The organism is Pseudomonas sp. NPDC090592, assembly GCF_044769185.1.
Classification (GTDB): domain Bacteria; phylum Pseudomonadota; class Gammaproteobacteria; order Pseudomonadales; family Pseudomonadaceae; genus Aquipseudomonas.
This window is the reverse complement of sequence record NZ_JBIVXJ010000023.1, coordinates 1-21,609: the sequence shown is the minus strand read 5'-3', so window position 1 is coordinate 21,609 and position 21,609 is coordinate 1. Positions and strand designations below refer to the sequence as shown.

8 protein-coding genes and 1 pseudogene are annotated in these 21,609 nt (G+C 65.2%); 3 read left to right on the top strand and 6 right to left on the bottom strand.

Annotation, left to right across the window (positions count from 1 at the left end):
- Positions 1–6: 6 nt before the first annotated feature.
- Positions 7–1,167, bottom strand: a complete 1,161-nt coding sequence (locus tag ACIQUI_RS19745; protein WP_391125762.1) for a betaine/proline/choline family ABC transporter ATP-binding protein — start codon at positions 1,165–1,167, stop codon at positions 7–9.
- Positions 1,168–1,528: 361 nt separating this feature from the next.
- Between ACIQUI_RS19745 and ACIQUI_RS19740 the strand changes: the two genes are divergently transcribed.
- The gene (locus ACIQUI_RS19740; protein WP_403201834.1) at positions 1,529–2,509 is read left to right on the top strand and encodes a LysR family transcriptional regulator; all 981 of its coding nucleotides are present in this window, start codon (positions 1,529–1,531) and stop codon (positions 2,507–2,509) included.
- 217 nt (positions 2,510–2,726) lie between these two features.
- Positions 2,727–3,611, top strand: coding sequence for an alpha/beta hydrolase (locus ACIQUI_RS19735; RefSeq protein ID WP_403201832.1), 885 nt, complete (start codon positions 2,727–2,729; stop codon positions 3,609–3,611).
- A 120-nt stretch (positions 3,612–3,731) separates the two neighbouring features.
- Here the strand turns inward: ACIQUI_RS19735 and ACIQUI_RS19730 are convergent, their stop codons facing one another.
- Both ACIQUI_RS19730 and hisN read right to left on the bottom strand, forming a co-directional pair.
- Positions 3,732–4,463: a hypothetical protein gene (locus ACIQUI_RS19730; protein WP_403201829.1), complete on the bottom strand. Its 732-nt coding sequence runs from the start codon at positions 4,461–4,463 to the stop codon at positions 3,732–3,734.
- Between the two features lie 213 nt (positions 4,464–4,676).
- Complete coding sequence (gene hisN, locus ACIQUI_RS19725) at positions 4,677–5,468, bottom strand: histidinol-phosphatase (protein ID WP_403201826.1); 792 nt, start codon at positions 5,466–5,468, stop codon at positions 4,677–4,679.
- A gap of 222 nt (positions 5,469–5,690) precedes the next feature.
- Here hisN and ACIQUI_RS19720 point away from each other — a divergent pair, with 222 nt between their 5' ends.
- Positions 5,691–6,323: a helix-turn-helix transcriptional regulator gene (locus ACIQUI_RS19720; protein ID WP_403201823.1), complete on the top strand. Its 633-nt coding sequence runs from the start codon at positions 5,691–5,693 to the stop codon at positions 6,321–6,323.
- Between the two features lie 126 nt (positions 6,324–6,449).
- On the opposite strand, the gene ACIQUI_RS19715 is transcribed toward ACIQUI_RS19720, so the two are convergent.
- The 3 genes and pseudogenes from ACIQUI_RS19715 to ACIQUI_RS19705 all read right to left on the bottom strand — a co-directional run.
- Complete coding sequence (locus ACIQUI_RS19715; RefSeq protein ID WP_403201987.1) at positions 6,450–8,447, bottom strand: MacB family efflux pump subunit; 1,998 nt, start codon at positions 8,445–8,447, stop codon at positions 6,450–6,452.
- Between the two features lie 8 nt (positions 8,448–8,455).
- The gene (macA, locus tag ACIQUI_RS19710) at positions 8,456–9,613 is read right to left on the bottom strand and encodes a macrolide transporter subunit MacA (protein ID WP_403201822.1); all 1,158 of its coding nucleotides are present in this window, start codon (positions 9,611–9,613) and stop codon (positions 8,456–8,458) included.
- Positions 9,614–9,778: 165 nt separating this feature from the next.
- Positions 9,779–21,609 (bottom strand): annotated as a pseudogene (locus tag ACIQUI_RS19705) (amino acid adenylation domain-containing protein); the annotation flags it as partial.

Here is a 21,609-nt window from a genome sequence, read left to right as displayed (position 1 = left end):
TTGTTTTTAGTGACGGCTCAGGGTCTGCAGCAGCTCGTTCTTCGACAGCGTGCCCTTGAAGGCGCCCTGGCGGTCGAGTACCGGCACCGGGTACGGCAGGTCGGCCGCAATACCCAGCACCTCGTGCAGTGGCGTATCGGTGTACACCGGACACTGCTCATGCAGGCTGTAGCGGTCACTGGCGGTGGCACCGCTGGCGTCGGTGTCGACCACGCCCAGCAACTGACCACGGTCATCGACCAGGTAGCCGAATGGCACGCCAGCCTGGAAGCTCGGCGCCTTGCCGTTGACCTTGCACACCACTGCGGGGTCGAACCTGGCCACATCGCCGGCCTTGAGCACCCGCGAGCTGTCGAAGCTTTTGAAGAAGGTACGCACGTAGTCATTGGCCGGCTGGTTGATCAGCTCTTGCGGGGTGCCGATCTGCACCACGCGGCCGCCCTCCATGATGGCGATGCGGTGACCGATGCGGATGGCCTCTTCGATGTCGTGGGAGATGAAGATGATGGTGCGCTGCTGCTCAGCCTGCAGGCGGATCAGCTCGCCTTGCATTTCGCTGCGGATCAGCGGGTCCAGGGCGGAGAACGCCTCGTCCATCAACAGGATCGCCGGGTCGTTGGCCAGCGCCCGGGCCAGGCCCACACGCTGCTGCATGCCACCAGAAAGCTGATGCGGGTAGCTGTGTTCATGACCGGCCAGGCCCACCTGGCTCAACGCCTCACGGGCACGGCTGTGGCGTTCACCTTCAGGCACCCCGGCAATTTCCAGGCCGAATGCGGTGTTTTCAAGCACGCTCATGTGTGGCATCAGGGCAAACGACTGGAACACCATGCCCATTTCCTTGCGGCGCACGTCCAGCAGGGCCTTGTCGGAAAGCCCGGTAATTTCCTTGCCGTTGAGGTGAATGCTGCCAGAGGTAGGTTCGATCAGGCGGTTGAACAACCGCACCATGGTCGATTTGCCCGAGCCCGAAAGGCCCATGATGACGAAGATCTCGCCACGCTTGACGGAAAAGCTTGCATCGAACACGCCGACGACGTGGCCGGTCTTGCTGAAGATTTCGTTCTTGTCGGCGCCCTTGCGGAGCATCTCCATGGCCATGTTCGGGTTGGGACCGAACACCTTGAAGATATTTTTTACCGAAAGAATCTCATCGGCATGGCTCATACGACCCTCTTTATTATGCTTATTAACCAATCTTTCAACATCGCACTTTCAATAAGGCGGGTAGAGATCAGTGCGAGTACGCTTGGCAGTCCGTTCAAATTCGAACGTGAGTCAAAACCGGCACGCAGAAAATCCTGCTTCAAAAAATTGTTCGACCTCGATGTCTCGAATGTCGCGCCGTGGGTTTAACGTTAGGCCCTGATCCAGAGAGGGTCCAACGACATTTGTTTCACGCAAACCATTACCTGAAGTTATCAATCGGCGTCCAGGCCCGGCCCCAGAGCCCCTGCGCACTTACCAGCCGGCGTGGAACAGGCTAGAGTGAGCCGATTGGCTCGACGAAGGACCTCGCCCCCGCCCCATGGTCAGACACTCAGAACCCGATCAGACGCTGATCAAGATGCCCTCGCTGCGCGCGGTCAAGGTCTTTGTGGCCGCCGCCAGGTACCAGAACTTCACCCGCGCTGCCGAGGCGCTGTGCGTGACCCAGGCCGCCGTCAGCCGGCAGATCCGTGAACTGGAGACCTACCTGGGCGCCGAGTTGTTCACCCGTGTGGGCCGTGCGGTGGAGCTGACCGTGGCCGGCTCGATCTTCTTCGATGCGGTGCAGTTGTCGTTCGTCAACATTTCCCAGGCGGCCGAGCGCATCCGCAGCAACACCAACACCAAGCATGTTGTCACGCTGTGCTGTTCGCCGGCGTTCGCGGCGTTGTGGATGGGCCCGCGCATGCCCAGGTTCTTCGACGAGAACCCGGATATCGACATCAACCTGGTGACCACGCAGAACTTCCTGTCGATGGAGCCGGGGGTGCGCCCGGACATCTACATCACCAAGCTGGGCAAGGTGCAGGCTGGCTATAGCTCGCACCCGCTCAACCATGACGTGATCTACCCGGTGTGCACCCCGCAGTACCTGGCGCAGCACCCGGAAGTGCGCACCCTGCTGGGTTTGCGCGATGGCACCTTGTTGAACCTGAGCCCCTACGGCCGCTCGCAGGTGGCCGAACACGTGGATTGGAACGTGTGGCTGGCCTTCCACGATGTCGACCTTAAAAGCCGCGCCAACACGGCGCCGCATTTTTTCAATGCCAACGACTACAACCTGCTGGTCCAGCTGGCCCTGGGTAACCAGGGCGTGGCGTTGGGCTGGCACCACCTGGTGGCGCCGCTGGTTGCGCAGGGGTTGCTGGTGAGGCCGGTGGCAGAGGAACTGGTGCTCAAGGACACCTTCCACTTCCTGGCCTTCAATGAGGACAAGGAGCATGAGTCCAGCTGCCGGCGCTTGCGCGACTGGTTGCTGGATGAGTTCAGGCCGTTGCTGGAGTCGTTGGGCGGCCGGTGATTTGCGGTTTCCTGTGCGGGCCTCTTCGCGGGTAAACCCGCTCCCACAGGTCCTGCACAGTTTTCAGAACCTGTGATGTACCTGCGGGAGCGGGTTCACCGGCGAAGAGGCCCGCACAGGCCACCCATAACCCCCAGAAACAACTTGTTATCAAACCACCCCCGCCATTCGGCCACTTTCCCACATCAACCTGCCTGCATCTGCTAAAAAAACCCACATGCCCACCCTCCTCCTCACCCACCTGCGCCGCCGCTGGCTCGCCTGGCTGTGCGCCACCCTGCTGGTCATCGGCCTGCCCACCAGCTGCGCGGTCCTCCAGCACAAGGAGCGCGAGCTGGTGTTCCGCGTGGAACCCGGCCAGGCCAGCTGGTTCCGTGGCCTGCCCGGCGACGTACAGGAACTGGAGCTGCGCCCGCGCAGCTTCAGTGCCAACCAGAGCCTGCACGCCTGGTGGTGGCCGGCCAAACGTGCCAATGCCCCGGCCATCCTCTACCTGCATGGCGTGCGCTGGAACCTCACCGGGCAGCTGTTCCGCATCGAGCAACTGCATGCCATGGGCTACTCGGTTCTGGCTGTGGATTACCGCGGCTTTGGCCAAAGCCGCGGCGACCTGCCCTCGGAGGCCACAGTGTATGAAGATGCGCGCATCGCCTGGGAGCGCTTTGCACAGCTGCAGCCAGATGCTGGCAAGCGCTTGATCTTTGGTCATTCGCTGGGCGGTGCCGTGGCGGTGGAGCTTGCCAGTGAGCTGGCCGCCGAGGCCCGCAACAGCGGAACGGCAGCGCCGGCACGTGGGCTGATACTGGAATCGACGTTCACTTCGTTGGGCGATGTCGCTGCAGCTGTGGCCGACACTTCGTTGCCGGTGCGTTGGTTGATGTCGCAGAAGTTCGACTCGCTGGGCAAGATCAAGGATGTCAGCTTGCCCGTGCTGTTGGTGCATGGGCTGGATGACCGCTTTGTGCCGCCGCGTTTCAGCCAGCAGTTGTTCGATGCCGCACAGGAACCCAAGACATTGCTGCTGGTGCCCGGGGCGAGCCATAACAACAGCATGAGCCTGGCCGGGCAGCGTTATCGACGGGCAATACAGGCGCTACTCTGAAGCATTCACTGGCCTCATCGCCGGCAAGCCAGCTCCCACAGGAATTACACATGGCTTGAAATTTGTGCGGTCGGTGTGGGAGCTGGCTTGCCGGCGATTGGGCTGCGAAGCAGCCCCTGCTCACTGTACGGGCAGGAAGTTCATCAGCAGCAGACTCTGGGCATAATTGAGTCCGATCCGCCGATACCGCTCATCCAGCAACTCTGCCAACAAATCCAGGCGCGCCACGATCTTGCCGAACTCCACGGCAAAGCTCAGGTTGCTGCCCTCTTCCGAAATCTCGTTGGAAAACAGCAGCAACACGCCGTTGGCATCCTGACGCTGGCTCAACATCCAGGTGGCCTTCTCGATGTTGCGCGCCGCGTTGTTGATGAACAGCGGGTCGATCGTATCGGTCATGTAGAACTCGGTACGCCCGCCGTGCGCGGTTATCAGCATGCTGCCGATGGCGTAGATGAAGGCCCCTACCCGGTCACCGCGAAATTCCGGGCTTAGCGCATAGCTCAAGGCGGCCAGGTCGCGGCGGTTGCCCAGTTGCGGCAGCGGTTGGCGCTGTTCGATGGCAATGCGGATCTGCCGCTCGGCGGTGGCAGCATCGACGTAGCCAGACATTTTCCACTGGTTGGGGTTGCGCAGGTACAGCTTGTTCATCAGCAAATACAGGCTTTGCAGGTTGTCGCGCATCGACAGCGTGGCCAGGCGGTCGACGCTGGTCTGGAACAGCTCGCCGGGCTTGCCGTTGCCGAACTGGTCGAGCATGTCGCGACCCTGCTGCTGGGTGCAGGCGCACAGGCATGTGAGGGCGCCTGCCAAAAGCAGGCGGGGGATGAAATGGAGGTAGCTTGCAACCATCGGCACCGGGTCGATATTGGGCGGCTGCGCTGGGAGTCAGTGCAGCCTGGCCAAGCATAGAGCCCGAAAAATGGAAAAAGTGCGGAGGTTGGAGTTTCTGGATGCCTGTGCCGGCCTCTTCGCGGGCTCGCCCGCTCCCACAGAGACCGCGCAGTAATCGCCATCTGTGGGAGCGGGCAAGCCCGCGAAGAGGCCGGTACAGGCAACACAAGATCACATGGCGTGACGCAACATCTCCACCACCTGCGCATGCAGCGCCGGGTCACCACAGGCCACCACACAGCCGCCATTCTGCGCGCTGCTGCCATCCCACGCAGTAATCACCCCGCCCGCCCCTTCGATGATCGGCATCAGCGCCTGCACGTCATACGGCTGCAGGCTCGCCTCGACGATCACGTCGACAAACCCCGATGCCAGCATGCAATAGGCATAGCAATCACCGCCATAACGCATCAAGCGCGCCTGGCCAGCAACGGCCTCGAATGCACCCTTACGCTCGGCAGTGTCGAACATGTCAGGCGTGGTGCACATCAGCGTGGCCGAAGCCAGGTTTGCGCAGGCCCGGGTTTTCAGTGGCGTACCGCTGCGCCAGGCGCCTTCAGGGGTGCCTACAAAGCGCTCACCGGTGAACGGCTGGTTCATCACGCCAACCACCGGGCGTTCGCCGTCATTCAGGGCAATCAGCGTGCCCCACAGCGGCAGGCCGGTGATGAAGGCACGGGTGCCGTCGATCGGGTCAAGCACCCAGGTCAGCGGGCTGCTGCCCACGGCCACACCGGCCTCTTCGCCCAGAATGCCATGCGACGGATAACGCGCCTGGATCAGCTCGCGCATTGCGTCTTCAGCCGCCTTGTCGGCCACGGTCACCGGGTCGTACAGGCGCCCGCCCTTGTCCTCGACATCCAGGCTGGCACGGAAGTACGGTTTGATCGCCACGGCGGCAGCATCGGCCAGCTGCTCGGCGAAGGTGCGGAATTCGCCGATCTGTTCAACACTCAGGGACATTGCAACAAGCCTCGTGACAAAGATGGAGGGCGGCATCATACCCCACAACCCGCACTGCGCCAGCCGTGCGCGCAAAGTGCCACTACAATGCCATTGTCGCCACTTCATTTAACCGTCACTCATTCGTTGTACTAGGATACCAAGCACTTCCCGTCGCAAGCCCAGGATGCGGCTGGCGAAACCGCGGCGGGATCACCATTACTGGCCTTCATGGACGATATGATGAATTCGAACCAGCTTTACCCGCAGATTGGCAAAGTCATTGCCAGCACCGGCAGCCGCCAGTTCCCCCGCATGCTGCACGACCTGATCCAGGCCCACCTTTCCATCGACGCCACGCAGATCCGCCAGTTGCCAGGCATGCCCTGTGAATCGTTGCTGCTCGATGAAACCGTCTTTTCCTCATGCGCACAGCCTGAAGGCGACTTCAGCGACCCTTCGCGCCTGCACCGGCTTTGCCATAAAGGCAATGCGCGCCTGGAAATCCAGGTAATACGTGCCGACTCCACCTATGGTTTTTCAAACTTCGAACGTAGCCGCCTTGATGCGATTTCACCCCTGCTGTTGCCAATGCTGGAGAAACACATCGATGCCTTGCAGCCTGGCCCGGAGCGGCACACCAAGGAAAACCTCGAGCAGCGCTTTGTCGAGCGGCTGGCGCAGTCCGGGCTGAAGCTTTCCGGCCGCGAGCGCCAGGTGTGCCTGGGGTTGCTGGCCGGGCATACCGCGCCGGAGCAGGCTGAGCGGCTGGCGCTCAAGGTGAACACGGTTGAAAGCTACCTGCGTCGGGCGGCGATCAAGTTGGGCATCAGTGGCCGGCATTCGTTGATGCGCTGGATGTATGCCGAGGGCTGACTGGCGTTTTCCTGTGCCGGCCTCTTCGCGGGCTTGCCCGCTCCCACAGGTTCTGCACAGTTTTCAGCACCTGTGATACACCTGTGGGAGCGGGCAAGCCCGCGAAGAGGCCGGCACAGGTCTGCCTCAATCCCGGGCCAACGCCTCGATCGGGTCCAGCCGCGCCGCGTTCCTTGCCGGCACAAACCCGAATACCACACCGATCAGCGTCGAGCAGGCAAACGCCATCACGATCGACGCAGGTGAAAACACCATCTCCCACTGTTTGACGAACAGCTCGAACAGGTACCCCACCCCATACGACAAGCCGATCCCCACCAGCCCGCCAAACAGGCACACCATCACCGCCTCCACCAGGAACTGCTGGCGAATGTCCGATTGCCGCGCCCCCACCGCCATGCGAATGCCGATTTCGCGGGTACGCTCGGTCACCGACACCAGCATGATGTTCATCACCCCGATACCACCCACCACCAGCGAAATCACCGCGATCAGCGACAGCAACAATGTCAGCGAGCGGCTGGTCTTCTGCACGGTCTGCATGATGCTGTCGAGGTTGTTGGTGAAGAAATCCTTCGTGCCATGGCGTTGCAGCATCACCCGGGTCACCTCTTCCTCCACCCGTTTGCTCGGCACGCCGTCCTTGATGCGTACACTGATGCTGTCCAGGTGCCGTTGCCCCAGCACCCGGCCGGCGGCGGTTTCGTAGGGCACCCAGATGTTCAGCTGGTTGCCGGCGACGAACAGGTTCTTGTTTTCGGCCGTTACCCCAATCACCGTGCACGGCAGGTTGCCCACCAGGATCACCTGCCCCAGCGGGTCGATGCTCGGGCCGAACAGGCGCTTGCGCGTGTTGTGGTCGATCACCACCACCTGCGCCTGACGGCGCGCGTCGTCGGCGCTGAACACGATGCCGGCTGCCAGCGGGATGTTGCGGACCTGGAAGTAATGCTCACTGACGCCGTTGAGCTGAACGTCCACATCCAGGTTGCGGTAACGCACCAGCGTGCTCTGGCCGATCACCGGGGTGGCGCTGTCGACGTAGTACAACTCGTTCAGTGCCGCGACATCGGCAGGTACCAGGGTTTCGATGGTCTTGGCCCGGCTGTCACCGAAGTTGCTGCCCGAGTAGATATCGATGGTGTTGCTACCAATGGCCTGGATGTCCTTGAGCACATAGCCCTTGGCACCTTCGCCAATCGCCGAGATGGACACCACCGAAGTGATGCCGATGACGATCCCGAGCATGGTCAGCAAGGTGCGCATGCGATGCGAAATCAGCGCGATCCAGGCCATCTTGAACGCCTCGCGGAACATACCCAGGCTAACCAGCACGCGGCGCGTAGCTTGAGCCTGGGACGCGGATTCCGGCTTCGCGGCAGGCGTGGGCGGTGTGGCGCTGCGCCGATCGCTGACGATCTGCCCGTCACTGACCTCGATGATGCGTTCGGCATGCGCGGCCACCTTGGGGTCGTGGGTCACCAGGATCACCGTGTGCCCGGCCGCGTGCAGCTCCAGCAGGATGTTCATCACCTCCTTGCCGCTGGCGGTGTCGAGAGCACCGGTCGGTTCATCGGCAAGGATCACCTGGCCACCGTTCATCAACGCCCGGCAGATACTCACCCGCTGCTGCTGGCCGCCCGACAGTTGACTGGGGCGATGCTCCAGGTGGCTTTGCAGGCCTAGCCGGGTCAGCAACTCGCGCGCCCGCGCATGGCGCTGGCCCTGGGGCGTCCCGGCATAAACCGCCGGGATCTCGACGTTGTGCAGGGCATCCAGGTGCGGCAGCAGGTGGTAGCGCTGGAAGATGAAGCCGAAGTGGTCGCGGCGCAACGCCGCCAGGGCGTCATCGTCCAGTTCGCGGGTTTCCTGGCCGCCTACCTGGTAGCTGCCGCTGCTGGCGTTGTCCAGGCAGCCAAGGATGTTCATCAGGGTCGACTTGCCCGACCCGGAAGCGCCGATGATCGCCACCAGTTCGCCGCTTCCGATCTGCAGGTCGATGCCTTTCAATGCCAGGAATTCGCGGTCGCCGGCCTGAAAGCTGCGTGTCACCCCCTGCAAACGCAGCAGCGGCTCGTTACGCACACCGGTAACCGCCATGTCTGCGCCCGGCTGCACATTCATGTTCATGCTCACGCCCCCGTTTCGCCAGACACCGGCTCACCAATCACCACCCGGTCGCCTTCGGCGAGGCCGTCCTTGATCTGCACCTTGACGTTGTTGTTGATGCCCGCCTGCACGTTGCGCACCTGGGCGAAGCCCTTGGCATCCAGCACCCGCACCGGGAAGCTGCCATCGCCATTGCGCGCCCCCAGCGCGGCAACCGGCACGGTGAGTACGGCCTGGGCGGTGTCGAGCACGATATGCACCTGGGCAGTCATGGAAATACGCAGGCGGTGGTCGGGGTTTGGCACTTCGAACAAGGCGTTGTAGAACACCGCGCCACTGGGCTTGCCGCTGCTGGCTTCGTTCTTGTCGCTGCTTTGCGCGTAGTTCTGCGGTGCGGGCTCGGTACCGCGCAGCTTGGCGTAGTAACGTTTGTCTTCGCCAAGGATGGTGAAATACACCGCCTGGCCAGGGGTGATGTGGATCACATCGGCTTCCGACACCTGCGCCTTGACCGTCATGGTGTCGAGGTTGGCCAGCTTGAGCAGCACCGGCGCCAACTGGTTGGCGATCACGGTTTGCCCTTCCTGGGTGACGATGCCCACCACATGGCCGGTGATCGGCGCGTTGATGCGGGTATAGCCCAGGTTGACCTTGGCGGTATCGATTTCTACCCGTGCGCTCTGGATCTGCGCATCCAGCGAGCGCACGGCAGCCTGCTGCACCTCGTATTCCGACTCGGCATTCTCGAAGTCCTGGCGCGACACCGACTCGTCGGCCTGCAGCTCGCGGTAGCGCTCGTACACGCGCCGGGCCTGCTTGAGCTGGGCCATGGTCGAACGCCGCTCGGCCTGCAGTTTTTCCTCATCGACCTCGGCCTGACGCAGGGTATTGCGCAACACCAGCGGGTCGATCTCGGCCAGCCACTGGCCCTGGCTGACCTTGTCGCCGAGCTTGACCTTAAGCGACTTTAGCTGGCCGGATACCTGGGCACCGACATCCACCTGCTTGATGCCTTCGAGCATGCCGCTGGCAAGCACCGCATTCTCGATATCGCCACGCTCGACCGTGGCGGTGATGTATTGCGGTGGTTTAGCCGGCGCCTGGATGGCGTACAGGCTGATGCCGGCGACCAGGGCCACGGCCAGGCCGAGGCTGTACTTGCGGAATCTGGACTTGTCCATGAACACTCACTTTCCTCTGTAATTCGGATGCATCGGCACCTGTGGGAGCGGGCTTGCCCCGCGAACACCGGCACTGCCGGTGCCAGGCACCGCGTTGCCTGCTTCGCGGGCATGCCCGCTCCCACAATGACCGCTGTTATCTGCACGATCGGTGCTGGCTCATGGTCATTGGCTAACCTTGCTGTGCTGCAGTGCCTGGCCGTCATGCCACCAGGCTGCCAGGCTGAATACATCCGGCACTTTCAAAATGCTGAAGTGGTCGCCCGGCCCCTGCCACAGCGCCAGTTGCGGCATCAGTTGCTGCCAGCCCTCCTGCATCGCCGCATGCTCGCGAGCATTGCCCAGGGCATCCAGTTGCGGGTCATCCACCAGTACCAGGCCCACCGGCCCGGTGTAGGTCAGGGTTGGCCGGTAGACCGTGCGCAGTGCCGTGGCAAAGGTGCGCACGGTGCCCTCCAGTACCCGTGGCGTGGAGCGTGCGGGCAACAGCCCGTTGCGCACCATGCCGGCGTGCAACTGCTGCAACTGTTGGTCATCTGTCGCCAGCGCGAAATCAGCCGGGTCGATACCCAAGGCCTTGCCCGTGGCCAGCTGCAGCGCTTCGACCAGCCGCAGCAAGGCCTCGCCGAAGGTGTACGGCCGGCCACAGGTGCTGCCGGTACCCGGTGCCTCGCTGTCGATCAGGGTCAACGAGCGTACCGGCCGGCCCTTGGCTTCGAACCTGGCGGCGATGGCATGCGCCACCCAGCCACCAAACGAGTGCCCGACCAGGTTCAGCGGGCCGTGCGGGTACAGCGCTTCGATCGCCTGCACATGGCACTCGGCTGCGGCTTCCACCGTGCCGTGCGGCACGCTGCCACCGTCCAGGCCGCGGGCTTGCAGGCCATGCAGCGGCCATTCCGGCCCAAGCGCTTCGGCAAGGCCAATGAAGCTGGTGACGCTGTCCCCGGCCCCCGGTACACAGAACAGCGGCGCATGGCCGGGTTGCCCGGTCTGGATGGCAACCTGCCCGGCATAGCCCGGCGTTGCCGCAACCGGGCACCTGGCAAGTGCCTGGGTCAAGGCCTGCGCCACGGTTGCCACGTGAGGCGCCTGCATGAGGCTGCGGTGATCACCCGGCACGCCCACGATCAACAGCGGCTGGGTCGGCAGTGCCTCACGCCAACCGAGCGTCGACAGGCTGTCACTGCCCTGCTCGGCGCGGAACAGGTGCACCGGTATGTTCAAGCTGGCCGGGCGGTAATGCGCCAGGGCATGGCCGTGCGCCAGTTCACGGCTGAAGTAGTGCAGCAGTTGCGCATCGCTCATGCTCGCCCACAAGCCATACAGAAGACCGTGCTCGCGGCAGCTGGCCAGCAAACCTGCAAAGTCCGGCTGCGCAGCCTCCAGCTGCTGCAAGTGCGCGACTTTGCCGGCGGCCTCCGGCCCCTGCGTGCGCCAGAACGTGGTGCAGTTGAGCAACAGTTGCCGTTCCAGCGCATGGGGCCCCGACCAGCGCGCCTTGCCCTGGTCGGCCAGGCGCGGCACATAGCTGTCGATCAGCCCGAGGAATTCGACCGCCTCGTCCGCACCCAACAACTGGTTGGCCATTTCGAACGCCACAACCCCGCCGAACGACCAGCCTGCCAGGCGGTACGGCCCCTGCGGCTGGACCTTGCGCATCTGCTCGACCTGATAGCGTGCCAGGCACTCCAGGGTGCGCGGCTGCGGCTGGCCGGCGGGTACACCGGGCAACCCGTAGATGGCGAAGTCGCCGCCCATTTGCTGGCCCAGCACCGGGAAGTAGAAATCCAGCCCGGTGAACTCGTGCACCAGGAACAGCGGCGTCTGTGCCGCACCCGGGCGTACCGTGACTACCCCCTGCGCTGCGCTGGTGTCATCGGCAAGTCGGGCTGCCAGCAGCGCAACGCTGGGCTGCTGGAACACGTCGTTGAGCGCAGCCTGCAAGCCTGCCTTGTTGAGCCGGTCGACCAGACGAATGGCCGCCAGGGAATGGCCGCCGAGCTCGAAGAAGTTGTCATGCCGCCCTATCCGCTCAACGTCCAGCAGTTCCGCCCAGATGGCTGCGAGCAGGCCTTCGGTAGCGCCTTGCGGGGCTTCGAACGGGCGGTCCTGTAGCGCACCGGGTTCTGGCAGCGCCTTGCGGTCGAGCTTGCCGTTCGGGCTTAACGGCAGCGTGTCCAGGTGTACGAACAACGCTGGCAGCATGAACGCGGGCAAGCGGCTGAGCAATGCTGCGCGCAACGCCTCCAATGTGTGCTGCTGGCCGGTGTAGTAGGCCAGCAATTGCTGTTCGCGGGCGATCACCACCGCCTCGTTGACCCCTTCGATGCCGGTGAGGCACGCCTGGATTTCACCCAGTTCGATGCGCAGGCCGTGGAGCTTGACCTGGTCGTCGTTGCGGCCGAGGTACTCGATATTGCCGTCGGCCAGGTGGCGGGCCAGGTCGCCGGTGCGGTACAGGCGTGCGCCGGGTACGAACGGGTCGTCGATGAAGCGTTCTGCGGTGAGCTCGGCGCGGTTCAGGTAGCCGCGGGCGACCTGCACGCCGCCAATGTACAGCTCGCCGGCAACGCCCTGCGGGACCGGTTGTTGCTGGTCGTCGAGGATGTACAGGGTGGTGTTGGCGATGGGTTTGCCGATGGGGGTGTTGTCGGGGGCGGTTGTGCAGTGCCAGGCGCTGACGTCGACGGCGGCTTCGGTGGGGCCGTAGAGGTTGTGTAGTTCGACGGTTGGCAGTTGGGCGTGGAAACGCCGTACCAGATTGCCCGGCAATGCTTCGCCCGAACAGATCACGCGGACCATTTTCGCAAACGGCATATTTTCCGGGGTGTCCGCCGAACCTGTGGGAGCGGGCGCGCCCGCGAACACCGGCGAAGCCGGTGCCATGCACCGTGTTGGATTCTTCGCGGGCTCGCCCGCTCCCACAGGAATCGCGGTGGGGCCAGAGGAGAGGAACACATCCAGCATCGAGGGGACGAAATGCAAGGTGGTGATGTTTTCGCGGGCAATCACTTCACGCAGGTACTCGGGGTCGCGGTGCCCGCCTGGGCGCGCCATGACCAGCCTGGCGCCGGTCTGCAACGGCCAGAGGAACTCCCACACCGACACGTCAAAGCTGAACGGGGTCTTTTGCAGCACCACGTCATCGGCATCCAGGCCGTAGGCGTCCTGCATCCACAGCAAGCGGTTGACCACCCCGGCATGCTCGTTCATCACGCCTTTCGGCAGGCCGGTGGACCCTGAGGTGTAGATCACGTAGGCCAGGTGCTGCGGGCTCAGCCCCACCACAAGCGGATTGCTGCCAGGCAGGTCGGCCCAGGTCGGCCGGTCCAGATCAACCAGCAGGCCGGCGTCCGGCACATGCCGGGTAGCCGCATGCACCAGCACCGCCACGGGCGCGCTGTCGCTCAGCATGTGCCGTACCCGCTCTGCCGGGTAATCCGGGTCGACCGGCACGTAGGCACCACCCGCCTTGAGGATGGCCAGCAACCCAACCACCATCGACAGCCCGCGTTCGACGCAGATCGCTACCCGATCATCCGGTTTAACGCCCAGTGCAATCAGATGATGCGCCAGGCGGTTGGCCTGTTCGTTGAGCTGCCGGTAGGTCAGTTCGCCCTCTTCGGCCCGCACCGCCACGGCATCGGGCGTGCGCACAACCTGCGCTTCGATCATGCCGTGCAGGGTCTGCTCAAGGTTGTAGTCGGCGGCCGTATCGTTGAAATCCAGCAGCAAGCGCTTGCGTTCATGCGCATCGGGCAGCGCGGTATGCCCCGGAACAGCCCGGTCGCCGCTGGCAAAAGCCCACAGTACTTGCTCGAAGTAGCCGGCAAAGCGCTCGATGGTGGCCCGTTCGAACAGCGCTGTGGCATAGACGATGCCTCCGGCAAAACCCTCCTCGCGCTCGCCCAGGCTCAGGCTCAGGTCGAACTTGGCGATGTTGGCCGGGCCGCCCAGGGCAGTCACGGCCAGGTCCGCCAGCTGCAGCGCCTGGTGCCCAGGGTTGCCGTCCCAGTCCAGCGACACTTGGTACAGCGGTGTATGCGCCAGGCTGCGCCGCGGGCGCAGCAGCTCGACCACCTGCTCGAACGGCAAGTCCTGGTGCGCCTGCCCCGCCAGCACCACCGCTTTGGCCCGGGCCAGCAACGTTGCCACATCCGGTGCACCCGACACATCCAGGCGCAGTGCCAGGGAGTTGACGAACATGCCGATCAGCCCGTCTACCTCGGCCTGCTGGCGGTTGGCGACCGGTGAGCCGATCACCACCTCGTCCTGGCCGGCCAGGCGGGCCAGCAACACCGCCCAGGCAGCCATGAACAGCATGTACGGGGTAGCGCCATGGCGCCGGCACACCGCCTTGAGTTCGCTGCTCAAGCGGGGGTCCAGGCACAGCGCGACACTGTCGCCGGCGTACTGCTGGCGCTCCGGCCGCGGCCGGTCCCAGGGCAGGCTCAGCAGTACCGGTGCGTCGCGCAGCTGTGCGGCCCAGTAGTCAGCCTGCTGTTGCAAGGCCGCGCCACTCAACCAGCGCCGTTGCCACAGGGCGTAGTCGAGGTACTGCACCGGCAAGGCAGGCAGCGGGTCAGGCTGGTGGGTGCTGAAGGCCTGGTAGAGTTCACCCAGCTCCCTGACCAGCACGCCCAGCGACCAACCGTCGGCAACCAGGTGGTGCAAGGTCAACAACAGCACGTGGTGGTCCTGCGCCAGTTGCAGCACCCGCCCGCGTATCGGCAGGTCGCGGGCCAAGGCAAAGGCCTGGCCGGCTTCTTCACGCAGCAATGCTTCCAGCGCCGGCTGGTCCAGCCCCGGGCAACCCTGCCAGACGAGGCTGAAGCCACCGCTGTCAGGTGCCAGTTGCACATGAGGCTCGCCGTCCTGCTCGACAAACTGGCTGCGCAGGCTTTCGTGCCGTTCGATCAGCCGGTGCAGCGCCTGCTCCAGCGCCGCACGCTGCAGCGGGCCGTGCAGGCGCAAGGCGATGGGGATGTGATAGGCCGCGCTGGCCTCCTGCAACTGGGCCAGGAACCATAAGCGTTGCTGGGCGAACGACAGCGGCAGCCGGCCTTCGCGTGGCATGGGCATAATGGCTGGCAACGCCTGGCCCTCGCGCACCAGGCAAGCGGCGACAGCGGCCAGCGCGTCGTCGGCGAACAGGTCGGTCAGGGCCAGCTCATGGCCCAGGCGTTGGCGCACCTGGGCCAGCATGCGCATGGCCAGCAGCGAATGGCCGCCCAGTTCGAAGAAGCGGTCGTGGCGGCCGATTGGCTGCACCTCGAGCAACTCCGCCCACAGTGCTGCCAAGGCCTGCTCGCGCTCACCTTCGGGGGCCTCGAACGTGGCCACGGCAAAGTCCTGCGGGCCCGCGGCTGGCAAAGCCTGGCGATCGATCTTGCCGTTGGGGTTCAACGGCATCCGTGCCAGCGCAACGAAGGCCGAGGGCACCATGTACTCCGGCAACCGGCTGCGCAGGTAGCTGCGCAGTTGCAGGGCATCCAGCGTAGCGTCCTGGCGGGTGTACCAGGCCACCAGGCGCAAGGGCCCAGCTTCATCGGCAACGGCCATCACCAGCACTTCGCCGATACCCGGGGCCTGGGCCAGTTGCTGCTCGATCTCGCCCAGCTCCATGCGGAAGCCGCGGATCTTCACTTGGTCGTCATTGCGCCCCAGGCACTCCAGCTGGCCATCGCCGCGCCAGCGCACCAGGTCGCCCGTGCGGTACAGCCGGGCTCCGGGCTGTGTGCTGAAGGGGTCGTCGATGAAGCGCTGAGCCGTCAGTTCGGCATGGTTCAGGTAGCCCAGGGCAACGCCATCCCCACCGATGTACAGTTCCCCGACCACACCCTGCGGTACCAGCCGTAGCCAGGCATCCAGCACATACACCTGGGTATTGCCGATAGGCCGGCCAATGGGCACCTGGGCGGCGTCGTTTGCAAGCTCGCGCACCTCGCAGGTAACCGCGAAGGTGGTGGTTTCGGTTGGCCCGTAGCCGTTCAGCAAACGTAACCCCGGTGCCTGTTGCAGCAAGGCCCGGAAGGCTGCCGGTTCGGCACGCTCGCCACCGCTGATCAGCACGCGCAGCGTGGCCAGTGCTTCGGGTAGCAGTTGCACGTACTGGTTGAACAGCGCGGTGGTCAGGAACAGCACGCTGAGCCCCTGCTCCACCAGCGCCGCGGCAAAGCGCGGTGGATCGATCAGCGTGGCATGGTCAATCACGCGCACCTGGCCACCGTTGAGCAGTGCGCCCCAGACTTCGAAGGTGCTGGCGTCGAATGCAGGGTTGGAAACAAAACCGACCCGGTCGCTGTCCAGCAGGTCGGCATAGCCGTTGTTCAACACCAGGCGCGCGATCCCCCGGTGCGCCACGCACACGCCCTTGGGCTTGCCGGTCGTACCAGAGGTGTACATCACATAGGCGGCGCTGGCGGCATCCTGCGCCAATGCCGGGTTGTGCCCGGGTTGGCGGTCGAGCGCCAGGCCATCGAGTTCGATGCGCTGCACCGGCAAGTCAGCCGTAACCTCGCTGGAGGTCAGCAGCAACGCCGCCTGGCAGTCCTCGAGCATGAACGCCTGGCGCTCGGCGGGGGCATGGATATCCAGCGGCACATAGGTGGCGGCGCACTTCAGCACGGCCAGTTGCGCCACCAGCAGCGTCAGCGAGCGTGGCAGCAGGATGGCCACGTTGGCGCCCGGCAGTGCGCCTCTGGCGATCAGGTAGTGAGCCAGGCGGTTGGCGCGCTCGTTCAGCTCGCCATAGCACAGCGCCTGCTCGCCATGCACCGCAGCCAGGGCCAACGGGTGACGGGCGACCCGCTGCTCGAACAGGCCGTGTACGGCTGCGTCTCGCGGATACGGGTACTGGGTGGCGTTGCAGCTGTGCAGCAAGGCCTGGCGCTCGGCTGCATCGACCAGCGCCACCTGCGCCAGCACCTGCTGGTCGTCATCAGCCATGGCCCACAACAGGCGCTCGAAATACCCCAGGTAACGCTGCACGGTGACGGGGTCGAACAGCGCCGTGGCGTAGTCGAGGCTGCCGACCAGGGTGTCGCCACGTTCGCCCAGGTTGAGCGTGAGGTCGAACTTGGCCACTGTCGCGGCCTGGGCCACGGCCTCCAGCTGCAAGCCCTGCAAGTGCAATGCCGCGCCCTCGGTGGCCTGCCAGTTCAGCGAGGTCTGGAACAGCGGTGTATGCCCAAGGCTGCGTGTCGGGCGGAGCATTTCCACCACGTGCTCGAACGGCAGGTCCTGGTGGGCCTGGGCTTCAAGCACTCGGCTGCGCACCTGCTGCAGCAGCGCTTGGGCGGTGGGCGCCGCACTGCTGTCTATGCGCATGGCCAGGGTGTTGACGAACAGCCCGGCCAGCGGCTCCAGCTCGGCCCGGCCGCGCCCCGCCACCGGGCAACCGACCACCACCTCCGGCTGGCCTGCCAGGCGGCCGAGCAAGGCCGCCCAGGCAGCGAGCACGGTCATGTACAGCGTTACCCCGTGGCGCTGGGCCAAGGTCCGCAATGCGCCAGTCAGGCGCGGTTCAAGCTGTAGCGGCAGGCTGGCGCCGGCAAAGTCCTGGCGCTCCGGGCGTTGGCGGTCAGCAGGCAGCTTGAGCAGCTCGGGTGCACCTTCCAGCATTTGTTGCCAGTAGGTCGCCTGGCGTTGCAACTGGTCACCGGCCAGCCAGCGACGCTGCCACACGGCGTAGTCGCCGTACTGGATGGCCAGCGGCGGCAGCGGGTCATCACTGCCGTTGCACAAGGCCGCGTACTGCGCGCTCAGCTCGTGGGTCAGCACACCCAGCGACCAGCCGTCGGCGACGATATGGTGAACGGTCAGGGCCAGCACATGCTGTTGCGCACCCAGGCGTAGCAGGTTGGCCCGCAGCAGCGGCCCGTGGGCCAGGTCGAACGGCGCCGCAGCCAAATCGCGCAGGCGGCCCGGCACGGCCTCGGCGGCTATGTCTTCACAGTGGAACCAGCCGGCGCCGGGGGTCGCGGCAATCACCACCTCGGCGCTGTCATCGCGCGGGATGAAACGGCTGCGCAGGGTCTGGTGGCGCTCGATGATGCGCAGCAGCGCACCTTCCAGCGCAGCGGCATCCAGCGGCCCGCGCAGGCCCAGGGCCAACGGCACGTTGTAGGCCTGGTTACCGCCTTCCATCTGCGCCAGGAACCACAGCCGCTGCTGGGCAAACGACATCGGCAATGCCTGCTCGGGCGCTACCGGCAGAATCTCTGGCAGCGCGCTGCGCCCGGCAGTGGCGAGCACCTGGGCAACGGCAGCGAGCTGCGGGTTGGCAAACAGCTGCGCAAGGCTCAGTTCCACGCCAAGGCGCAGGCGCACCTGGGACACCATGCGCATGGCCAGCAGCGAATGGCCGCCCAGGTTGAAGAAGTGGTCACCACGCCCCACCCGCTCGACCTGCAACAGTTCCGCCCAGAGCTGCGCCAGGGCTTGCTCCAGTTCGCCTTCCGGCGCCTCGTAGGCGTGTTCGAACAGCGCAGCACGCTCGGGTCGCGGCAATGCCCGGCGGTCGAGCTTGCCATTGGCGGTCAGCGGCAGCGCTGGTAGCTCGACAAAGGCTACCGGCACCATATACGCCGGCAAATGCGCCTGCAGTTGCGTGCGCAGGCCCTCCGGGGTAAGTGGCTGAACGTCGGCCTTGGCGGTGAAATAGGCCACCAGTTGCGGCTGCCCGGGCTGGTCCTCACGCGCGATCACCACCGCTTCGTCGATACCGGCCAGCGTCGCCAGGCGGCTTTCGATTTCGCCCAATTCGATACGCACGCCACGGATCTTCACCTGGTCATCGTTGCGGCCCAGATAATCAAGCGTGCCATCTGCCAGCCAGCGCACCAGGTCACCGCTGCGGTACATGCGCCCGGCCGCCACGAACGGGTCGTCAAGGAAGCGTTCGGCCGTCAGCTGCGGGCGGTTCAGGTAGCCACGGGCAACCCCGGCGCCGCCGATGTATAGCTCGCCAGGCACGCCCAGCGGGACCGGTTGCAGGTGCGCATCGAGTACATACAGCCGCGCGTTGTCCACCGGCTTGCCGATATGCAGCACACCCCCCGCCTGCAACGCCCCGGAGCTGGCCACCACGGTGGTTTCGGTCGGCCCGTAGTTGTTGACCACGGCAAAGCGCTGGGTGCGGTTGAACTGGCGCAGGCGATCACCACCGATCAGCAGGGTGCGCAAGGTCGGGTGTTCCAGTTGGTGGTTGAAGGCATATTCAGCCACCGGGGTGGGCAGGAAGCTCACGTCCAGCGGCTGTGCCTGCCACCAGGCGAGCATGGCGTCGAGGTCGTCGTGGCCCTCGGTCGCGGGGGCCAGGTGCAGCGTGGCCCCGGCGCACAAGGCCGGCCACACCTCCCAGGCCATGGCGTCGAAGCCAAAGCCGGCCAGGCTCGAGGTGTGCCGGCCCTGGCACAGGTCGAAGGCACGGCAGTTCCAGTCGACCAGGTTGTTGACGCTGCGGTGTTCGACCATCACGCCTTTGGGCTGGCCGGTCGAACCAGAGGTGTAGATCACATAGGCCAGGTGGTGCGCGGCAAGCCCTTGAACGGTGGGGTTGCCGTCGACGGCAGGCCAGCTCGGCTGATCCAGCAACAGCAGGGGCACTTCAACCTGCGCAAGGCGATGGCGCAGCGCCTGTTGCGTCAGCACCACCACCGGGCTGCTGTCTTCCAGCAGGTAGCCAACGCGCTCGTCCGGGTGCGCCGGGTCCACCGGTACATAGCCGGCGCCGGCCTTGAGCACGGCCAGCAAGCCCACCAGCGTTTCCAGGCCGCGCCGGGCCACCACGGCAACCCGGTCGTCCGGGCGCACGCCAAGGCCAATCAAATGATGGGCCAAGGCATTGGCCTGCCGGTTGAGGGCGGCATAGCTCAGCTGCGCGCCGTCACTGGTCGCGGCAATGGCTTCTGGGGTGCTGGCGGCTTGCTGCTCAAAACGCTGGTGCAGGGCAAGGTGCTGCTCGTAGCTGGCAGCGCAGGCGTTGAAGCCTTCCAGCAGTTGCTGGCGTTCAGCGGCGGGGAGCATGCCCAGCCGGTTCACGGCCACTTGTGGGGTTTGCAGCAGGCTGTGCAGGGCCTGGTGCAGGTAGGCGCAGACTCGCTGGGCCGGCACTTCGGCGCTGGCCAGCAGGGTCAGGCGGAAGGCCTCGCCGAGGTCGTCCACGCTCAAGGTCAGCGGGTAGTTGGTGGCCTCGGCCGACTCGACAATGTCGATGCCGGCCAACGCGGCCCGACGTGGTTGGGCACTGCCCGGCGCGCTGTGGCGGTAGTTGAGCAAGGCGTTGAACAGCGGTGCCGGTGCAGCCACGCCACTACAGCGTTGGGCCAGGGCCAGTGGCGCATGTTCATGGCGCATCAGTGCGCTCAGGCGCTGATGGGTGGCGCGTACGGCGCTAGCCAGGTCGGCGGCGCCCAGGTCCACCCGCAGGGGCAAGGTGTTGATGAAGATGCCCAGCGCCCGGTCAGTGGCTTCTGCGCCCAGCAGGCGGCCCATCAGCACGGTGCCGAATACCACCTGCTCACGCCCGGTCAGGCCGCCCAGCACCCGGCCCCAAGCCAGGTGAAACAGGCTGGCGACACTCACCCCAAGGCTGCGGGCCTGGGCACGCAGCCCCTGGCACAGGGCCGGTGGCAGGTCGAGTTGGTGCTCGTTGTGTGCCCCGCCTGCGCCCTGTACATCCTGCAGCCCGTAGGCCAGCGTGGCTTCGTCGATATCGCCGAGCATGTCGCGGAAGAATGCTTCGTGCCCGGCTTCGCTGATGCCCAGCACCGCTTGTGCCACGTAGTTGCGAAACGGCACCGGTGCGCCCAGCTGCGCCTGCTCGCCACTGAGGAAGGCAATCAGCTCGTGGCGCACCACATCCAGCGCGCTGTGGTCCATGGCGATATGGTGGAACTGCAAGGTGGCGGCGAGGCTGCCGTCGGCCTGCGGCGCTTCGCGCAGCAGGCGCATCAGTGGCGCCTGGGTCAGGTCGAGCCAGGCGCGCCCCGGGGCATCGGCAGGCAGGCTCAGTACCGCCAGCTCGGCCTGGCGCCATACCACCTGCACCGGCGCTTCCAGCCCCTGCCAGTGCACCGAGGTGCGCAGGATATCGTGGCGGGCGATTACCCCGCGCAAAGCGTCGGCGAACGCCAGCAGGCGCGCCTCGCTGGCGAACACGAAGCGCGCCTGCATCACGTAGGGGTCATGGTCGGTGGCACTGGCGTGGTGGAACAGCATGCCTTGTTGCAAGGGCGCCAGTGGGTAGATGTCCTGCACATTCGCCGCGCCGCCGGGGATTGCGCCGACGATGCTGTCCAGGCTGGCCTGGTCGAGCGTGACCAGGTTGAGCATGTGCGGGGTGATGTGCGTGCAGCCTGGCGGGATCAGGTTGCCCGGCACCTGCACCGCGCCCTGCTTGACCGCCACGTATTCGCCACGCTCGATCATGCCGACCAGGGTGGGCTTGTGCGCGCGCAGTTGCGCCACCAGGGTGGTGTCGGTCAGTGCCTGGCGGTTGCCCTGGACCACCAGCTGGCCATCCTTGAGAGCCAGTTGCACATTGTGCGCGGTCAGTGTTGCCAGTAATTGGTTGATGCTCACAGGACGATCTCCATGCTGTCTGTGATGGCTGCGTAGCCGGCCAGGGTCGGTTGGTCGAACAGGGCGCGCGCATCGGCCTCCAGGCCTTGCTCGCGCAGCCGCGACGTCAGTGTCACTGCCAGCAGCGAGTGGCCGCCCAGTTCGAAGAAGTTATCGTGGCGCCCTACCCGCTCCACGCCCAGCAGCTCGCACCACAGTGCAGCCAGCAGGGTTTCGGTTTCGCCTTCGGGGGCTGCATAAGGGCGCTCCTCGATGGCACCGGGTGCCGGCAAGGCCTTGCGGTCGAGCTTGCCGTTGGGGCTCAGTGGCAGGGCTTCGAGGTGCATGAACTGCGCCGGGACCATGAATTCCGGCAGGTGCGCGAGCAGCGAAGTGCGCAGGGTTTCTAGCGTTTGCGGCTCACCGGT

Coding starts and splice junctions, on each gene's coding strand:
- hisN (WP_403201826.1), bottom strand. CDS start 5,468: ATGTCCCTGAGTGTTGAACAGATCGGCGAATTCCGCACCTTCGCCGAG.
- ACIQUI_RS19745 (WP_391125762.1), bottom strand. CDS start 1,167: ATGAGCCATGCCGATGAGATTCTTTCGGTAAAAAATATCTTCAAGGTG.
- ACIQUI_RS19720 (WP_403201823.1), top strand. CDS start 5,691: ATGAATTCGAACCAGCTTTACCCGCAGATTGGCAAAGTCATTGCCAGC.
- ACIQUI_RS19730 (WP_403201829.1), bottom strand. CDS start 4,463: ATGGTTGCAAGCTACCTCCATTTCATCCCCCGCCTGCTTTTGGCAGGC.
- ACIQUI_RS19735 (WP_403201832.1), top strand. CDS start 2,727: ATGCCCACCCTCCTCCTCACCCACCTGCGCCGCCGCTGGCTCGCCTGG.
- ACIQUI_RS19740 (WP_403201834.1), top strand. CDS start 1,529: ATGGTCAGACACTCAGAACCCGATCAGACGCTGATCAAGATGCCCTCG.
- ACIQUI_RS19715 (WP_403201987.1), bottom strand. CDS start 8,447: ATGAATGTGCAGCCGGGCGCAGACATGGCGGTTACCGGTGTGCGTAAC.
- macA (WP_403201822.1), bottom strand. CDS start 9,613: ATGGACAAGTCCAGATTCCGCAAGTACAGCCTCGGCCTGGCCGTGGCC.